General features: G+C 71.5%; 13 protein-coding genes. 7 read left to right on the forward strand and 6 right to left on the reverse strand.

What is annotated here, in order from left to right; genetic code table 11:
- The first annotated feature begins 12 nt into the window (after positions 1-12).
- From ACIBG6_RS02420 to ACIBG6_RS02430, 3 genes are all read left to right on the forward strand, one after another.
- Positions 13-852: a carbohydrate ABC transporter permease gene (locus tag ACIBG6_RS02420; protein WP_399221161.1), complete on the forward strand. Its 840-nt coding sequence runs from the start codon at positions 13-15 to the stop codon at positions 850-852.
- A gap of 89 nt (positions 853-941) precedes the next feature.
- Positions 942-2,333 carry a GH1 family beta-glucosidase gene (locus tag ACIBG6_RS02425; protein ID WP_399221162.1) on the forward strand — a complete coding sequence of 464 codons (1,392 nt, stop codon included), beginning with the start codon at positions 942-944 and terminating at the stop codon, positions 2,331-2,333.
- Positions 2,334-2,482: 149 nt separating this feature from the next.
- A complete protein-coding gene (locus ACIBG6_RS02430) occupies positions 2,483-3,529 on the forward strand; it encodes a phosphotransferase (protein WP_399220604.1) in 1,047 nt (348 codons plus the stop codon).
- A gap of 18 nt (positions 3,530-3,547) precedes the next feature.
- On the opposite strand, the gene ACIBG6_RS02435 is transcribed toward ACIBG6_RS02430, so the two are convergent.
- Complete coding sequence (locus ACIBG6_RS02435) at positions 3,548-4,588, reverse strand: LacI family DNA-binding transcriptional regulator (RefSeq protein WP_399221163.1); 1,041 nt, start codon at positions 4,586-4,588, stop codon at positions 3,548-3,550.
- Between the two features lie 213 nt (positions 4,589-4,801).
- On the opposite strand from ACIBG6_RS02435, the gene ACIBG6_RS02440 reads away from it, so the two are divergent.
- The 4 genes from ACIBG6_RS02440 to ACIBG6_RS02455 all read left to right on the forward strand — a co-directional run bounded on the left by ACIBG6_RS02440 (position 4,802) and on the right by ACIBG6_RS02455 (position 12,111).
- Complete coding sequence (locus ACIBG6_RS02440) at positions 4,802-6,997, forward strand: discoidin domain-containing protein (RefSeq protein ID WP_399220605.1); 2,196 nt, start codon at positions 4,802-4,804, stop codon at positions 6,995-6,997.
- 247 nt (positions 6,998-7,244) lie between these two features.
- Positions 7,245-9,371 (forward strand): discoidin domain-containing protein, encoded by a 2,127-nt coding sequence (locus ACIBG6_RS02445; protein ID WP_399220606.1) that lies wholly within the window; start codon positions 7,245-7,247, stop codon positions 9,369-9,371.
- 142 nt (positions 9,372-9,513) lie between these two features.
- Positions 9,514-10,605, forward strand: a complete 1,092-nt coding sequence (locus tag ACIBG6_RS02450; protein WP_399220607.1) for a DUF1996 domain-containing protein — start codon at positions 9,514-9,516, stop codon at positions 10,603-10,605.
- 93 nt (positions 10,606-10,698) lie between these two features.
- The gene (locus ACIBG6_RS02455) at positions 10,699-12,111 is read left to right on the forward strand and encodes a GH1 family beta-glucosidase (protein ID WP_399220609.1); all 1,413 of its coding nucleotides are present in this window, start codon (positions 10,699-10,701) and stop codon (positions 12,109-12,111) included.
- An 88-nt stretch (positions 12,112-12,199) separates the two neighbouring features.
- Here the strand turns inward: ACIBG6_RS02455 and ACIBG6_RS02460 are convergent, their stop codons facing one another.
- From ACIBG6_RS02460 to ACIBG6_RS02480, 5 genes are all read right to left on the reverse strand, one after another.
- On the reverse strand, positions 12,200-14,440 hold the full coding sequence (locus ACIBG6_RS02460; protein ID WP_399220610.1) for an MMPL family transporter: 2,241 nt from the start codon (positions 14,438-14,440) through the stop codon (positions 12,200-12,202).
- Between the two features lie 116 nt (positions 14,441-14,556).
- The gene (locus ACIBG6_RS02465) at positions 14,557-14,772 is read right to left on the reverse strand and encodes a ferredoxin (RefSeq protein ID WP_399220611.1); all 216 of its coding nucleotides are present in this window, start codon (positions 14,770-14,772) and stop codon (positions 14,557-14,559) included.
- Between the two features lie 4 nt (positions 14,773-14,776).
- A complete protein-coding gene (locus tag ACIBG6_RS02470; protein WP_399220612.1) occupies positions 14,777-16,021 on the reverse strand; it encodes a cytochrome P450 in 1,245 nt (414 codons plus the stop codon).
- Positions 16,022-16,060: 39 nt separating this feature from the next.
- On the reverse strand, positions 16,061-16,852 hold the full coding sequence (locus ACIBG6_RS02475) for an ABC transporter permease (RefSeq protein WP_399220613.1): 792 nt from the start codon (positions 16,850-16,852) through the stop codon (positions 16,061-16,063).
- Positions 16,849-17,826, reverse strand: coding sequence for an ATP-binding cassette domain-containing protein (locus ACIBG6_RS02480; RefSeq protein WP_399220614.1), 978 nt, complete (start codon positions 17,824-17,826; stop codon positions 16,849-16,851). Before ACIBG6_RS02480 ends, ACIBG6_RS02475 begins: the two co-directional genes overlap by 4 nt.
- Between the last annotated feature and the right edge of the window lie 57 nt (positions 17,827-17,883).

Below are 17,883 nucleotides of genomic sequence, written 5' to 3' on the forward strand. Positions count from 1 at the left end.
CCGCGCTCCCCGATGGCCGCGCCCCGCTCGTTCCTGTGGACCCGGCGGATCTTCCTCACCCTGCTCACGACCTTCGTGCTGCTGCCGGTGTTCGTGATGGTCTCCAGCTCGCTGAAGCCGCTGGAGGACGTCTCGGGGAAGTTCCAGTGGATCCCGTCGGGGATCACGTTCCGCCCGTACGTCGACATCTGGGAGACCGTCCCGCTCGCGGACTACTTCGTGAACTCGATCGTCGTGGCGGGCGCGGCCACCGTCTTCTCGGTGGTCGTCGCGATCTTCGCCGCCTACGGGGTGAGCCGCTACGACTTCCGCGGCAAGCGGGTCTTCACCGTGACGGTGCTGTCGACGCAGATGTTCCCCGGCATCCTCTTCCTGCTGCCGCTCTTCCTCATCTACGTCAACATCGGCAACGCCACCGGCATCGCGCTCTTCGGCTCGCGCGAAGGCCTGGTCCTCACCTATCTGACGTTCTCGCTGCCGTTCTCGATCTGGATGCTGACCGGCTACTTCGACTCGATCCCGCGCGAACTCGACGAAGCCGCCAAGGTCGACGGCTGCGGGCCGATCAAGGCGCTGTTCCGGGTGATCGTCCCGGCCGCGTCCCCCGGCATCATCGCCGTCGCCGTCTACGCCTTCATGACCGCCTGGGGCGAGGTCCTCTTCGCCTCCGTCATGACCAACGACACCACCCGCACCCTCGCCGTCGGACTCCAGGGCTACGCCACCCAGAACGACGTGTACTGGAACCAGGTGATGGCCGCCTCCCTCGTCGTGAGCCTCCCCGTCGTCGTCGGCTTCCTCCTCCTCCAGCGCTATCTCGTCGCCGGCCTCACCGCGGGTGCGGTCAAGTGACGTCGCTCCCCGCCCTCTCGGCGCTCTCCGGCTCCTCCGCCGTCTCCGCCCCCTCGGCCTTCTCTCCTCCCATCACGAAGAGGTTCTCCGTGTCCGCATCCCCCGACTCCCGCCCCGCGCTCGACCTGGAGGCCTTCCCTCCGTCCTTCGCCTGGGGAACGGCGACATCCGCCTACCAGATCGAGGGCGCCGTCGCCGAGGACGGCCGCGCCCCCTCCATCTGGGACACCTTCACCCGTACCCCCGGTGCGATCGACAACGGCGACAACGGCGACACCGCCTGCGACCACTACCACCGCTGGCCCGAGGACCTCGCGCTGATGAAGGGCCTCGGCACCGACGCGTACCGCCTCTCCATCGCCTGGCCGCGCGTCGTCCCCGGCGGCGACGGACCGGTCAACGCCGCCGGACTCGACTTCTACGACCGGCTCGTCGACGCCCTCCTCGACGCGGGCATAGCCCCGTCCGTCACCCTCTACCACTGGGACCTGCCGCAGGCCCTTCAGGACCGGGTCCAGGACAGCCGCGGCGGCTGGACCGAGCGGGCCACCGCCGAACACCTCGCCGCGTACGCCTCCGTCGTCGCCGAGCGCCTCGGCGACCGCGTCACCCAGTGGACCACCCTCAACGAACCCCTCTGCTCGGGCTGGATCGGCCACCTGGAAGGCCGCATGGCCCCCGGATACACCGACCTGACGGCCGCCGTCCGCGCCTCGTACCACCTGCTCCTCGGCCACGGACTCGCCACCCAGGCCATCCGCGCCGCCGCCCCCGGCGCGCGCGTCGGCCTCGTCACCAACCACTCCACCGTCGCCCCCGCCTCCACCCGGCCCGAGGACATCGCGGCCGCCGCCCGCATGGACGGCCACACCAACCGCTGGTGGCTCGACCCGGTGTACGGCCGCGGCTTCCCCGCCGACATGCGCGAGCTGTACGACGTCGAACTGCCCGAACAGGCCGGTGACATGGAGACCATCGCGGCCCCGCTCGACTGGCACGGCCTCAACTACTACTTCCCGGTGACCGTCGCCGACGACCCGGCAGGACCTGTCCCGCACGCCCGCGAGGTCCGCCTCCCCGACGTCCCCCGCACGGGCATGGACTGGCAGATCGACGCCGGCGGCCTGGAGGCCTTCCTGCTCCGCCTCACCGACGACTACGGCGTACGCGAGCTGTACGTCACCGAGAACGGCTCGGCCTTCCCCGACACCATCGGCCCCGACGGCGCGGTCCACGACCCCGAGCGCACCCGCTACCTGGAACAGCACCTGGCCGCCTGCGCCCGAGCCCTGCGCAAGGGCGCGCCGCTCGCCGGCTACTACGCCTGGTCCCTGCTCGACAACTTCGAATGGGCCTACGGCTTCGACAAGCGCTTCGGCCTCGTCCACGTCGACTACGCGACCCAGAAGCGGACCGTGAAGACGAGCGGCCGACGGTACGCGGACATCATCCGCGCCCACCGGGCGACGACCACCGGCTGACCGGGCAGCCGTCGTACCCGCCAGGAAGGCCGCCCGGCATCGCAGGGGCGGCCTTCCGCGGTGCGACACCACCGCCCTACGATCCCGCGAAGCATCCCCCGAGACATCCCCGAAGCATCCCCCGAGTCATCCCCGCACAGGAGCGTCCCATGGCCGCCACCGCCGATCCGTCCCCTCCGCCGGATCCCGGCCACGACGCCGACGAGGCGGCGGCCGCGCTCGCCTCCGAGCGGCTTCGGCGCGCCCTCGGCCCGGCGACGGTCGTCCGGAGCACCGCCCTCAGCGGCGGCCTCTACAACGCGGCCCGCCTGCTCGAACTCGCCGACGGGCGGCGGCTGGTGCTCAAGACGGCACCCCGGGCATGCACCCCCGCCCTCACCCACGAACAGGGCCTCCTCGGCACCGAGGCACTCTTCCACCGCCTCGCCGCCCGGGCCGGCGCTCCCGTATCCACCGTCCTCCACCACGAGCCGGTCGGACCTGACACCCCCGCCGAGTGGCTGCTCCTCACCCACGTCGAGGGCACCACCTGGGACGCCGCCCGCGACCGGATCGCACCGGCCGATCGTGCCGCGTTGCGCCACCGGCTCGGGGAGTGCCTGGCCCGGATCGCCACCGTCACCGGAGCCGCCTACGGCTACCCGCGGCCGTCCGTCGGCCTCTCCGGCCCCGACTGGCCCTCCGCGTTCACCGCCATGCTGCACGCCGTCCTCGCCGACGCGATCCGGTTCGAGGTCGCCCTGCCCGCCCCGCCCGGGCTCCTCGCCGACCTGCCCGCACGCTTCGGCCACCGGCTCGCCGAGGTCCGCCGCCCCGCGCTCGTCCACTTCGACGCCTGGGAGGGCAACGTCGTCCTCGCCCGGACCGGGACCGGCCCGTGGCGCCTGAGCGGCCTCATCGACGGCGAACGCGCCTTCTTCGGCGACCCCTTGGCCGACCTCGTCGGACTCGACCCGCTCGGTTCCGCCGAGGACGATCCCGACCTCATGGCCGGCTACCACTCCGTCGCACCCGACCGGACCATCGACACCGGCGCCCGCGTACGCCTTGCCCTCTACCGCGTCTACCTCGCCCTCGTCATGCGCGTGGAATCCGTCCCCCGCGCCTACGGCGGGGAGTTCGCGGCCTGGCTCGACACCTGGTCGGTCGACCGCGTCACGGAACAGCTCGCCGCACTGGACGCCCTGGAGGCGTGACGCGCCGGTGCGGCCGGGTCAGGTGGACTCGCGGACGACGAGCACCGGCTCGAACACCTTCGAGGCCGGCTCGTACGGCTGTGGGGCCGGCTCCTGCCGGGCGCCGGTGAGCTCCTCGACCAGAATCCCGGCCATCGCGGCAGCCATGCCCTCCACCGGCTGACGCACGGTGGTCAGCTGCGGCCGTGCCCTCCGCGCGGCCACGGAGTCGTCGAAGCCCACCACGGACACCGACCCGGGGACGGCGATCCCCTCCTCGCGCAGGTACTGGCAGGCGCCCTGCGCCATCAGGTCGTTCGCGGCGAACACTCCGTCGATCCCCGGGTGTTCCTTCAGCAGCCGCGCCATCGCGCGCCGGCCGCTGTCCACCGAGAACCGTCCCCGTACGACGGGCACCGATGCCACCCCGCGGGCCGCGAACGCCTCCCGGAAGCCGTCGAGGCGCTCCCGTGCGGTGGGGGCGCTGACCGGTGCGGCGATGGTGGCCGGGCGCCGCCGGCCGGTGGCCCACAGATGCTCGGCGGCCAGCCGGGCGCCCGCCGTGTTGTCGAGGTCGACGAAGCCGCACCGCGTGGAGTCGTGGGGGCGGCCGAACAGCACCGTGGGGACACCGGCCGCCACCAGCATCGACGGCAGCGGGTCGTCCGCGTCGAGCGGGACCACCAGTGCTCCGTCGGCGCCGCCCCGCCGCAGGTACTCCACCAGCTGGGCCCTGGCCTGCTCCGACTCCGCGACCAGCATGACCGGCTGGATCGCCCGCTCGCGCAGGACCGGGAGCACTCCGTCCACGACCCGCCCGAAGAACGGGTCGGAGAACACCCGGGCCGCGAAGGCCTCTCCCGTCGCGGAGAGCACCAGGGCGACGGTCCCGGTGCGGCGCGTCACCAGGGACCGGGCGGCCTGATTCGGCGTGTAGCCGGTGCGGGCGACCGCGTCGCGTACGGCCTGCTGGATACCGGGGGCCACGTTGCGCACGCCGTTGACGACACGGGACACCGTCGCCCGCGACACCCCCGCCTCACGTGCGACGTCCTCCAGAGTCGGTCCTCGATTTCCCACCCGCGCGCGCTGTCGATTCCCCACGTGTGCACCATATCGGGGCTCCGTGTCCGGTGGCGGTACGGGCTCCGGCCGTCCCGGACCAGATGGCGCTGCCACTTAATGAAAGCCGAAAGAAAAGCTGTGCCGCATGGCTTGACCGTCATCGTGACCGCCGGGCAAGGTTTCGGAGAGCGCTCTCCCATGTTTCCGCCATGTACACCGAGGAGCCCCATGTCTTCCGTCGGGTCCCCGCCGGCCTTCCGGCGCCCCGCTTCATCCCTCCGACGGGCCACCGTCGGCGCACTCGTCGCCTCGCTCGCCGGCGGCCTGCTCGCCGTCCTGCCCGCCGCGACGGCGCAGGCCGCCCCCACCCTGCTCTCGCAGGGCAAGACGGCCACCGCCTCATCCACGGAAGGGGCCGCCTTCGCCGCGTCCGCGGCCGTCGACGGCAATCTCACCGGAACCCGCTGGGCCAGCCAGTGGACCGACGCCCAGTGGGTCCAGGTGGACCTCGGCCAGAGCGCCACCCTCAGCCGCGCCCTCCTGACCTGGGAGGGGGCCTACGGCAAGAGCTACGAGATCCAGGCCTCCGACAACGGCACCGACTGGCGGACCGTCACGACCGTCACCGGCGGCGACGGCGGCACCGATGACGTCACCCTCTCCGGCACCGGCCGCTACGTCCGGATGAACGGCCTCACCCGAGGCACCGGCTACGGCTACTCCCTCTGGGAGTTCCAGGTGTACGGCTCCACCGACGGCGGCGGTCCGACCCTGCCGGGCGGCGGCGACCTCGGCCCCAACGTGCACGTCCTCGACCCGTCCACGCCGAACATCCAGGCCAAGCTGGACCAGGTCTTCCAGGCGCAGGAGTCGGCCCAGTTCGGCACCGGCCGCCACGCCTTCCTCCTCAAGCCCGGCACGTACAACAACCTGAACGCGCAGATCGGCTTCTACACCCAGATAGCCGGTCTCGGCCTGCGCCCCGGGGACACCACCATCAACGGTGACGTGACCGTCGACGCGGGCTGGTTCAACGGCAACGCCACCCAGAACTTCTGGCGCGGCGCCGAGGGACTGACCCTCAACCCGGTCAACGGCACCAACCGGTGGGCGGTCTCCCAGGCCTCCTCCTTCCGCCGCATGCACGTCAAGGGCGGCCTCAACCTCGCCCCCAACGGCTACGGCTGGGCCAGCGGCGGCTACATAGCCGACTCGAAGATCGACGGCCAGGTCGGCAACTACTCGCAGCAGCAGTGGTACACCCGGGACAGCTCCATCGGCGGCTGGTCCAACAGCGTGTGGAACCAGACCTTCTCGGGTGTCGAGGGCGCTCCGGCCACCTCCTTCCCCGAGCCCCGCTACACCACGCTCGACACGACGCCGATCTCCCGCGAGAAGCCCTACCTCTACCTGGACGGCAACGAGTACAAGGTGTTCGCGCCCGCCAAGCGCGTGAACGCCCGTGGCACCAGCTGGGCGAACGGCACCCCGCAGGGCGAGTCCGTCCCGCTGAGCCAGTTCTACGTGGTCAAGCCCGGCGCCACCGCCGCCACCATCAACCAGGCCCTCGCACAGGGTCTGCACCTGCTCTTCACCCCGGGCGTCTACCACGTCGACCAGACGATCAACGTGAACCGGGCGAACACCATCGTGCTCGGCCTCGGCCTCGCCACGATCATCCCGGACAACGGCGTCACCGCGATGAAGGTGGCCGACGTCGACGGCGTCCGGCTCGCCGGCTTCCTGATCGACGCGGGCCCGGTCAACTCCCCGACGCTGCTGGAGCTCGGACCGCAGAACTCCGGCGCGGACCACGCCGCCAACCCCACCACCGTGCAGGACGTGTACATCCGCATCGGCGGCGCCGGCGCGGGCAAGGCCACCACCAGCGTGGTCGTGAACAGTGACGACGCCATCATCGACCACACCTGGGTGTGGCGCGCTGACCACGGCGAGGGCTGGGGCTGGGAGACCAACCGCGCCGACTACGGCGTCCGCGTCAACGGCGACGACGTGCTCGCCACCGGCCTGTTCGTCGAGCACTTCAACAAGTACGACGTCGAGTGGTACGGCGAGCGCGGCCGCACGATCTTCTACCAGAACGAGAAGGCGTACGACGCCCCCAACCAGGCCGCCATCCAGAACGGCACGACGAAGGGCTACGCCGCCTACCGCGTCGACGACTCGGTGAACACCCACGAGGCGTGGGGCCTGGGCAGCTACTGCAACTACAACGTGGACCCGACCATCGTCCAGGACCACGGCTTCAAGGCACCCGTCAAGCCGAACGTGAAGTTCCACAGCCTCCTGGTGGTGTCCCTCGGCGGTATGGGCCACTACAACCACGTCATCAACGACACCGGGGCGTCCACCATCCCCGCCGGCACCTCGACCGTGCCGTCCACCGTCGTCTCCTTCCCCTGAGACGACCTCGCCTCACCGCCGTAAGGCGGTGAGGACTTCGACTCCCTTCCGGGCCGGGTGCTCATGTCCCCGCGACCCGGCCCGGAAGGGCCCGCACGACAAGACCGTGCATCCCCCTCCACAAGCGGCGCCGCACGCGAGCCGGCCCGACGGTCCGGCCCCACGTGCCCGGCGTCATGAATCAGCCAGGAGCACACACGTGTCCAGTCCCCCCTCCGCGCCCACTCGTCCCCGAGGGCGCAACGGAATGTCCCTCGTGACGCTCGGCGCCCTTCTGGTGTCCTCGCTCACCCTGAGTCTGGCCCCGCAGGCACAGGCCGCGGAGACGCTTCTCTCCCAGGGCAAGGCGGCCACCGCCTCCTCCCAGGAAGGTGAGGCGTTCACCGCCGGCGCCGCCGTCGACGGCAACCTGACCGGTACCCGGTGGGCCAGCCAGTGGCGAGACGGCGAATGGATCCAGGTCGATCTCGGCGCGAGCAGGAACCTGAGCCGCGTCGTCCTCAACTGGGAGGGCGCCTACGGCAAGGCGTACGAGATCCAGGCGTCCGACAACGGCACCGACTGGCGGACCCTGAAGACCGTGTCGGGCGGCGACGGCGGCACGGACGATCTCGCCGTCTCCGGCTCGGGCCGCTATGTCCGCATGCAGGGCCTCGCTCGCTCCGGCGGCTACGGCTACTCCCTGTGGGAGTTCCAGGTCTACGGCACCGACGGCGGGACCAACCCTCCGCCGACGGGCGCGGTCAAGGTGACCGGCTCGCAGGGCAACTGGCAGCTGACCGTCGGCGGGCAGCCGTACACGGTCAAGGGCCTCACCTGGGGCCCGGCGATGGCCGACGCCCCCCGCTACATGCCGGACCTGAAGTCCATGGGCGTCAACACCGTCCGGACCTGGGGGACGGACGCCTCCAGCAAGCCCCTGCTCGACGCCGCGGCCGCCCAGGGGCTGAAGGTCGTCAACGGCTTCTGGCTCCAGCCCGGCGGCGGCCCCGGCGCCGGAGGGTGTGTCGACTACGTCACCGATGCGACGTACAAGAACACCATGCTCACCGAGTTCGCCAAGTGGGTCGACACCTACAAGTCCCACCCGGCGACACTGATGTGGAACGTCGGCAACGAGTCCGTCCTCGGCCTGCAGAACTGTTACGGCGGCACCGAACTGGAGGCCCAGCGCAACGCGTACACGACCTTCGTGAACGACGTCGCCAAGAAGATCCACTCCATCGACCCCGACCACCCCGTGACCTCCACGGACGCGTGGACCGGCGCCTGGCCCTACTACAAGCGCAACGCCCCGGACCTCGACCTGTACTCGATGAACTCCTACGGCAACCTCTGCAAGGTGCGCCAGGACTGGATCGACGGCGGCTACGACAAGCCGTACATCATCACCGAGGGCGGCCCGGCCGGTGAGTGGGAGGTGCCCGACGACGTCAACGGCATCCCCGACGAGCCCACCGACGTCCAGAAGGCCGACGGCTACACCACGGGCTGGAACTGCGTCACCGGCCACCAGGGCGTCGCCCTCGGCGCCACCCTCTTCCACTACGGCCTGGAGCACGACTTCGGCGGCGTCTGGTTCAACCTGCTGCCCGACGGGCTGAAGCGACTGTCGTACTACGCCGTGAAGAAGGCGTACACCGGCTCCACCGCGGGCGACAACACCCCGCCCGTCATCACCGGCATGACCGTCAGCCCGGCCTCCGCGGCCCCGGCGGGACGTGAGTTCACGGTCCGCGCCGACATCCGCGACCCCGACGGCGACCCGATCACACCCAAGATCTACCTCAGCGGAAACTACGCCAACGGCGACAAGCGTCTCGTCGACGCGCAGTACCGCTCCCTGGGCAACGGCACCTTCGCCGTCACCGCGCCCGAGAAGCTCGGTGTGTGGAAGGTCTACATCCAGGCCGAGGACGGTCGCGGTAACGCCGGCATCGAGACGAAGTCCGTCAAGGTCGTCGCCCCGCCCGTCACCGGCACCAACATCGCCCTGAACAGGCCCACCACCGCCTCCTCCGCCCAGGCCTCCTACGGCGACTGCCCCTGCCCCGCCTCCAACGCCACCGACGGCAACACCTCCACCCGCTGGGCCAGCGACTGGAGCGACCCGCAGTGGATCCAGGTCGACCTCGGCTCGGTCAAGCCCGTCCGCACCCTGCAGCTCGTCTGGGACCCGGCCTACGCCAAGTCCTACGACGTGCAGGTCTCAGACGACGGGAACACCTGGCGGACCGTCCACACCACCACCACGGGTAACGGGGACATCGACACCGTCGAGACGGCCACCACCGCCCGGTACGTCAAGCTCCAGCTCACCGCGCGCGGCACCGGATGGGGCTACTCCCTCCACGAGTTCGGCGTCTACAGCTGACGACGCCCGACTCCATGAACGGGCGTGGCGGGGCCCGCAGCGGGACCCCGCCACCCCTGCACCGCCGCACGGGAACCCATCACACCAGTCGCGTGGCGTCCTCGCGTCCACGCGAAACCGCCCCCATGGGCAGGAGATCCCCATGAGATCGAGTCCGAAGCGGCTCCCCGCACTCCTCCTCGGCACGGCCCTCGTCGCCGGCGTCCTCGGCATCGGCACCATCGCCTCCGCCGCGGACACGGACAACAGCACCCCGACCGCCGCCGTCGCGGCCAACGCCCACAGCGGACACGTCATGGCCGCCTCCACCCAGGCGTCGGGCGACGACGCCGACGGAGACGGCTACATCCCGGCCGTACCCCAGGTCACCGGTGTGACACCGTCCGCAGCCACCCCGCCCCCGGCCTACCATCACGAGTTCCAGGCCGGCTGCGCCGTCACCCACACCGCGCCGGACGACCCGATCGTCTACCCGGGCCAGTTCGGCAAGTCCCACGACCACACGTTCATGGGCAACACCTCCACCGACGCCGCCAGCACCACCGGCTCGCTCTACGGAGGCAACACCACCTGCAAGGCGCCCGCGGACGCCTCCGCGTACTGGATGCCCTCGCTGTACAAGGGTGACCAGAAGATCCTGCCCGCCGGCCCGCAGGTCATCTACTACAAGGCGGGCGTCACGGACTACCGGAGCGTGCGGCCCTTCCCCAAGGGTCTGCGGTTCGTCGTCGGCAACCCGATGCAGAGCGCCGAGGAGTTCCGGGCCCACAAGGGCTTCGTCGAGGGCTGGGAATGCGGTGACAGCTTCTTCAACACCGACATCCCGGCGAGCTGTCCGAGCCGGCCCGACGTCCAGCTCAACCTGCGCATGCAGGCCCCCAGTTGCTGGAACGGCCTGTACCTCGACACCCCCGACCACAAGAGCCACATGGCCTACCCGGTGGTCAAGCCCGGCACCAACGACAACATGTGCCCGGCCTCCCACCCGGTCGCCCTGCCGATGATCGAGTTCAAGATGGCATGGCCGGTCAACGGCGACATGTCCCAGGTCCGCCTGGCCAGCGGCCGCGGCTACTCCTTCCACTACGACTTCTTCAACGCGTGGGAGGAGCGCACCCTCAAGGCCCTGGTCGACCACTGCATCGTCGGCGGCCTGCAGTGCGACACCCGGGGCTTCGACCTGTACCGCCCCGAACGCGGGACCGTGCTGAACGCGGACCACCGTCTGCCCTGACCCCTCACCCCCGCACGGCCCGGACGCCCGCGACGGCGTCCGGGCCGTCCTCACGCCCGCGCGACCTCCCTCCTCTCACCCCAGGAGCCTCCCGTGACCTCCACCGCCCCGTCCGTCACCGCCCAGCACGACGAGCTCATCGATCTCCTGCCCCCGCACTTCCGCTTCGGCGCCGCCACCTCCGCCTTCCAGATCGAGGGCGCCGCCGACGAGGACGGCCGGACACCGTCCATCTGGGACACCTTCTGCCGAGTCCCCGGCGCCGTGGACAACGGCGACACCGGGGACACGGCGTGCGACCACTACCACCGCATGCCCGAGGACGTCGCCCTGCTCGCCTCGCTCGGCCTCGACACGTACCGCTTCTCCGTCTCCTGGCCCCGGGTCCAGCCCGGCGGCCGAGGACCGGCCAACCCCGCCGGCCTCGGCTTCTACGACCGGCTGGTCGACGAACTCCTCGAGTACGGGATCACCCCCTGGCTGACCCTCTACCACTGGGACCTGCCCCAGGAGCTCCAGGACGCCGGCGGCTGGCCGGCCCGGGACACCGCGTACCGCTTCGCCGACTACGCGGAACTCGTCCACGAGCGCCTCGGCGACCGCGTCACCCACTGGACCACGCTCAACGAGCCCTTCTGCTCGGCCGTCCTCGGCCACGTCGAGGGGATCCACGCACCGGGCGGCCGCTCCCTCGCCGACGGCGTACGGGCCGTCCACCACCTGCACCTGGCCCACGGCCTCGCGGTCCAGCGCCTGCGGGCCGCCGCCCGCCGCCCCCTCGACCTGGCCGTCACCCACCTCCTGGGCACCAGCCGGCCCGCCACCGACAGCCCCGCCGACCGCGAGGCCGCCCGCCGGGCCGACGCGCTCGGCTTCCGCTTCTACCTCGACCCGATCCTGCGCGGCCGGTACCCGCAGGACCTGATCGACGACCTCGCCGCGCACGGCATCGAGATCCCCGTCCAGGACGGTGACCTGCCGATCATCGCCGCCCCCATCGACACGCTCGGCGTCAACTACTACCGCTCCATGCGTACGTCCGGAGCCGACGAGCACGGCGCCACCACCGACGCCCGGGGCCTGCCGGTCACCCGCAACCTTCCGCACGGCGGCCTCCCGGTCACCGGCCTCGGCTGGGAGGTCATGCCCCACGACCTCACCGAACTGCTCCTGCGGATCTCCCGCGACTACCCCGGCACCCCGATGGTCGTCACCGAGAACGGCGCCGCGTACGAGGACCACCCCGACGCCCAGGGCTTCGTCGACGACACCGACCGCACCGCCTACCTCGCCGCCCACCTGGCCGCGGTCGCCCGGGCCCGCACCGGGGGAGCGGACGTCCGCGGCTACTTCGCCTGGTCGCTCCTGGACAACTTCGAATGGGCCTACGGCTACGACAAGCGCTTCGGCCTCGTCCGCGTCGACTACCCCACCCAGACGCGCACCCCCAAGCGCAGCGCCCTGTGGCTCCGCGACACGGCCCGGCGGATCCGTCGCGCGGGATGACACGGCCACGGCACACGTGCGACGGCCCCGGGCGAGGAGAACTCGCCCGGGGCCTTCACCGCGTCCGGTACGGAAGGCCGGCCCGAGGTCAGCCCACCAAGTGGTTCCCCCGTGCGGGGTACTCCGTAGGGATCTCGGGCCGCCGGTTCAGCTTCTCGCCCTCGACGTCGATGTTCGGGAGGAGCCGGTCGAGCCACTTCGGGAGCCACCAGGCGGACGTGCCGAGCAGGGCGAAGAGCGCGGGCACGAGGGCCATGCGGACGACGAAGGCGTCGAAGAGGACGGCGGCCGCGAGGCCGAAGCCGATCATCTTGACGAAGTCGTTGTCCTCGACGATGAAGCCGGAGAAGACGCTGGTCATGATGATCGCCGCCGCGCTGACGACCCGGCCGCCGTACCGGAACCCGGTGACGACCGCCTCGGCGGGACGGGCGCCGTGGACGTACGCCTCACGCATCCGGGACACCAGGAAGACCTCGTAGTCCATGGCGAGACCGAAGACCACGCCGATCATGAAGATCGGCAGGGTGCTCATGACCGGGCCCGGCTGGTCCACACCGAAGAGGTCGGCGAGCCAGCCCCACTGGAAGACGGCCACGACGGCCCCGAGCGCCGCCGACACCGACAGGAGGAAGCCGAGCGCCGCCTTGAGCGGGATGAGCACGGAGCGGAAGACGAGCATGAGCAGGAGGAAGGCGAGACCGACCACCAGCGCGAGATAGGGGAGCAGGGCGTCGTCCAGCGTCTGCGAGAAGTCGATGAACATCGCGGTCTGCCCGGCGACCAGGATCTCCGAGGCGCCCGACCGGGACTCCAGACCGCCCGTCATGCCGCGGAGTGAGCGCACCAGGTCCTCGGTCCGGCTGTCGGTGGGGCCGGTGGCCGGGACGACGGTGACGAGGGCGGTGTCGCCCGACGCGTTGACGGTCGCGGGGGTCACGGCGTCGACACCGCGGACCCCTTCCAGGGCCGTGCGGACCTTCTCCGCCGCGGTCTTCGCGTCCCTGGCCTCGACGGTGACCGTCAGCGGCCCGTTGAACCCGGGACCGAACGCGTCGGACAGCATGTCGTACGCCTTGCGCTGCGTGGTGTGCGGGGCCATCGAGCCCTCGCCCGGCAGGCCCAGTTCGAGGCTCGCGGCGGGTACGGCGACGGCGCCCAGGCTCATGACGCCGAGGAGCAGTACGGCGACGGGGTGCCGCAGCACGAAGGCGGCCCAGCGGGCGCCGAGGTTGGGCGTGCGGCGGTCCGCGCGCTTGGCGGCCTTGCGCTGCTGACGCTTCGACAGCGGCTTGCCGGTGTACTGCTTGCGGTCCCTGCGGGCCAGCACCCGGACGGGAGCGAAGGCGAGGAGCGCGGGCACGAGGGTGATCGCGACGAGTACGGCGATGGCGACCGTGCCGGCCGCGGTGAGGCCCATCTTGGTGAGCATCGGGACGTTCACCACGGCGAGCCCCGCCAGGGCGATGATCACGGTGAGGCCCGCGAAGACGACCGCCGAACCGGCGGTGCCCACGGCACGGGAGGCGGCCTCCGCGCGCTCACGCCCCTCGGTGATCTCCGAGCGGTAGCGGGAGACGATGAACAGGGCGTAGTCGATGCCGACGGCGAGGCCGATCATCATCGCGAGCATCGAGGTCGTGGACGACAGCCCGAGCGTGCTGCCCAGCGCGGCGATGCCGCTGACGCCGATGCCGACGCCGATCACGGCCGTCAGCAGGGGCATTCCGGCGGCGACGAGGGAGCCGAAGGTGAGGAGCAGGACGACGGCGGAGACGAGGATGCCGATCTTCTCGCCCGTACCGCTCATGGCCTGCTCGATCCTGACGGCGTCGCCGCCCGCCTCGACGGCGAGGCCCGCCTCCCGGGCCTCGTCCAGAGCGTCGGCGAGACCGTCGTGCGCCGCCTCGGTCAGCTCGGTCGCACGTGCCTTGTACGTGACGTACGCGTACGCGGTCGTCCCGTCACCGCTCACCGCGTTCGCCTCGAACGGGCCGGCCACGCGTGCTACTTGGGGGGCGCCGGACAGATCCCTGACGAGCTGATCGACCTGCGCCCTGCGGGCGGGGGAGGTGATCTTCTCGGCTCCGGGGGCGCGGATGACGACACGGGCGGCGGCGCCGTCCGCGCGGGCGTCCGGGAACTTCTCCTGGAGGAGGTCGAACGCCTTCTGGGACTCCGTACCGGGCATCGAGAAGGTGTCCGCGGGCGGGGCGGCCGCGGTGGAGGCCGCGACGCCGGCGCCGACGAGGGCGAGGAGCCACAGGAGGACGACCAGGCCCCGCCGTCGGAAGGCGAAGCGGCCGAGTCTGGAGAGGAAGGTGGCCACGGGAGGAATCCTGTCGGTGAGGTGAGGTGAGGTGAGCGGTCGGTGGGGCCGGTCCGCCGCCGAGGGCATGCCGAAGGCGCCGTCGGCGGCGGACCGGGGTCGTGCGGTGGGTGTGGTTACGCGGCGGGGGAGGAGCCGGGCCGCGTGAGGGTGATGGCGGAGGCCGGGCAGACGCCGGCGGCCACGCGGACCGCGGCGTGCCGGTCCTGCGGCGGCCGGGCGTCCAGCAGGACGACCAGGCCCTCGTCGTCGTCCTGGTCGAAGACCTGAGGAGCGGTCAGGGCGCACATGCCGGCGCCGAGGCAGCGGTCGCGGTCGACACGGACGTCCACGGGTTCAGTTCTCGTCCCAGGTGACCGGCAGCCGGTGCACGCCGTAGATGCTCATGTCCGTCCGCAGGGGCACCTCATCGGCGGGTACGTCGAGCCGCAGGCCGGGGAACCGCCTCAGCAGGGCCGGCAGGGCCACCGTCAGTTCGACGCGGGCCAGTTGCTGGCCCAGGCACTGGTGGATGCCGTGTCCGAAGCCCAGGTGGCCGGTGGCCTTGCGGTGCAGGTCGAGGACGTCGGGGTCGGGGAACCGGAGCGGGTCCCGGTTGGCGGCCTCCATCGAGAGGGTGACGCTCTCGCCCGCCCTGATGATCCGGCCTTCCAGCTCGACGTCCTCCAGCGCGGACTTCACGCCGGTGTGGGCGATGGTCAGGTAGCGCATGAGCTCTTCGACGGCCTGGGGGGCGAGCTCCGGGTCCGTCCGCAGGGCGTCGGCCTGGGCGGGATCGAGGAGGAGCGCGAACGTCCCGTGGGCGATCATGTTGGCGGTGGTGTCGAGCCCGGCGGCGAGCAGGAAGCCCCCGACGCCCACGAGTTCCTCGTCGGTGAGGTCGGAGTCCCGGGCCAGGTCCCCGAGGAGGTCGTCGGCGGGTGCGGCGCGCTTGGCGGCGACCAGCTCGGCCATGTACTCCTGGAGTCCGGTGTAGGCGGCGTACCGGTCCTCGGGCGTCACGTCGATGGACATGATCGTGTGGGCGTGGCCCTGGAAGCGGTCGCGGTCGGCGTAGGGCACGCCGAGCAGCTCGCAGATCATCAGTGCGGGGAGGGGGCGGGCGAACGCCTCGACCAGGTCGGTGCCGGGGCCGCCGCGTTCCATCGCGTCCAGGTGCTCGGTGGTGATCTCCGCGACCCGGTCGGACAGCTGCCGCATGCGGCGGACGGTGAACTTGCCCGTCAGGATGCGCCGTAAGCGGGTGTGCTCGGGGGCGTCCATCCCGGTCATGTCGCCGACCGGGGCGGGCGGCAGCGGGCCCTCGGGCCCTCCGGGGAAGGGGTAGTGCAGCAGCTCGTACCGCGAGCTGAAGCGGCTGTCCGCCATGATCGCGCGGACCGTGGAGTAGCCGGTGGCCAGCCAGCCGACGTGCCCGTCGGGGTACGTCATCCGGGCGAGCGGGCTCTCCTCGCGCAGCTCCGCCAGCGCGGCGGGCGGGTCGAAGGGGCAGCCGGGGGTGCGTTGCGTGGGGAGGGTGACGGGCTCGGTGGTCCTGGGGTTCTCCGTGGGTTCGGGACCGGTCGGCGGTTCGTGCTGCATCGTGTCCTCCGTGGTGAGAGTGCCGTGTGGTGGTGGGGGTCAGAGCGTGGCCGTGCGGCCGAAGGCGGATCGGGCCCAGAGGTAGCCGGCCAAGGTGAGGCCGACGCACCAGGCGAGGGCGAGGTAGCCGCTGTTGCCGATCTCGGTTCCCATGAGCAGGCCGCGCAGGGTCTCGATGACCGGGGTGAAGGGCTGGTACTCGGCGAACCAGCGCAGCCCGGTCGGCATGGAGTCGGTCGGAACGATCGCGCTGCCGAGGAAGGGCAGGAAGGTCAGCGGCAGGGGCGCGTTGCTCGCCGACTCGGGGGTCCTGGCCACCAGGCCCATGCCGGCCGACAGCCAGGTCAGCGCCAGTGTGAGGAGGCCGAGGAGGCCGAGGGCGGCGACCCATTCGACGGCGGAGGCGTCGGGGCGGAAGCCGATGGCGAGCGCGATGCCGATCACCAGGGCGATGGCGATCATGGTCTGGATGACGCTGCCGACGACGTGCCCGGTGAGGAACGCGGCACGCGAGATCGACATCGTACGGAACCGGTTGACGATGCCCTCGGTCATGTCGACACAGACGCCGACCGCCGTCGCCACCGCGCCGGCCGTCGCGGCCATCAGGATGATGCCGGGCGCGACGTAGTCGATGTAGGCGCCGCCGCCGGTGGGCGCGCCGGCGATGCCGCTGCCGAGTGCGCCGCCGAAGGCGTAGTTGAACAGCAGCAGCATCATCACGGGCATGATGACGGTCGACAGGGTCATCGACGGGTAGCGCATGGCGTGCTTGAGGTTGCGCCGCAGCATGGTGATCGAGTCGCGGGCGGCATACGAGAGGGAGCTCATCGGGCCATCTCCGTAGGGGTGTCGGGGGTGCCGTGACCGGTGAGGGTGAGGAAGACGTCGTCGAGGTCCGGCGTGTGCACGGTCAGCGACTCGGCCCGGACGCCCGTGGCGCCGAGGACGTCGAGCACGGCCTGCAGGGCGGGGATCCCGCCGTCGCCGGGGATGCGCAGCGTGAGCTCTTCGAGGTCGCGTGCGGCCGTAGTGAAATGGCGTGCCGCGGCGTCGAGTTCGCCTGGCGTGGCGAACCGGAGGCGGATGTGCCCGCCGGGGATGAGGCGCTTGAGCTCGTCGGAGGTGCCCTCGGCGACGAGCCGGCCCTGGTCGAGGACGGCGATGCGGTCGGCGAGCTGGTCGGCCTCCTCCAGGTACTGCGTGGTGAGGAAGATCGTCACGCCCTTGTCGGCGACCAGCTCGCGGATGATCTCCCACATGGTGCGGCGGCTGCGGGGGTCGAGCCCGGTGGTCGGTTCGTCGAGGAAGATGATCTGCGGGTCGCCGACCAGGGTCATCGCGAGGTCGAGCTTGCGGCGCATGCCGCCGGAGAGGGTGCTGACGGGCTTGCGGGCGGCCTCGGTCAGGTCGAACCGCCGCAGGAGCTCGGCGGCTCGCCGCCGGCCCTCGGGGCGGGGCAGGTGCCGGAGGTCGGCCATGAGGAGCAGGTTCTCCTCGGCGGTGAGGAGGTTGTCGACGGCGGCGAACTGGCCGGTCACCCCGATGGCGTCCCGGACGCCCTCGGGCCGCGCGGCGAGGTCGTGGCCGGCGACCTGCGCGTGGCCGCCGTCGGGGGCGATGAGCGTGGAGAGGATCTGGACGGTCGTGGTCTTGCCGGCGCCGTTGGGGCCGAGGAGGGCGAAGATCGTGCCCTCGGGGATGGTGAGGTCGATGCCGTCCAGGACGACCTTGTCGCCGTAGGACTTGCGCAGCCCGAGGGCGGAGATCGCCGGGGCGGCGGTGGTGAGGGATGTCGCGGTCATGGAGCCGCCTCCAAGTCATGTGATGTGACATGGCACGTGTGAAATTGCATGTGTGAA

The sequence above is a fragment of the Streptomyces sp. NPDC050842 genome, assembly GCF_044456565.1.
Taxonomy (GTDB): domain Bacteria; phylum Actinomycetota; class Actinomycetes; order Streptomycetales; family Streptomycetaceae; genus Streptomyces.

What these genes read in the sequence shown, in the direction of transcription:
- ACIBG6_RS02440 (WP_399220605.1), top strand. Translation starts at nt 4,802, where the DNA reads ATGTCTTCCGTCGGGTCCCCGCCGGCCTTCCGGCGCCCCGCTTCATCC.
- ACIBG6_RS02480 (WP_399220614.1), bottom strand. Translation starts at nt 17,826, where the DNA reads ATGACCGCGACATCCCTCACCACCGCCGCCCCGGCGATCTCCGCCCTC.
- ACIBG6_RS02475 (WP_399220613.1), bottom strand. Translation starts at nt 16,852, where the DNA reads ATGAGCTCCCTCTCGTATGCCGCCCGCGACTCGATCACCATGCTGCGG.
- ACIBG6_RS02445 (WP_399220606.1), top strand. Translation starts at nt 7,245, where the DNA reads ATGTCCCTCGTGACGCTCGGCGCCCTTCTGGTGTCCTCGCTCACCCTG.
- ACIBG6_RS02450 (WP_399220607.1), top strand. Translation starts at nt 9,514, where the DNA reads ATGAGATCGAGTCCGAAGCGGCTCCCCGCACTCCTCCTCGGCACGGCC.
- ACIBG6_RS02430 (WP_399220604.1), top strand. Translation starts at nt 2,483, where the DNA reads ATGGCCGCCACCGCCGATCCGTCCCCTCCGCCGGATCCCGGCCACGAC.
- ACIBG6_RS02420 (WP_399221161.1), top strand. Translation starts at nt 13, where the DNA reads ATGGCCGCGCCCCGCTCGTTCCTGTGGACCCGGCGGATCTTCCTCACC.
- ACIBG6_RS02470 (WP_399220612.1), bottom strand. Translation starts at nt 16,021, where the DNA reads ATGCAGCACGAACCGCCGACCGGTCCCGAACCCACGGAGAACCCCAGG.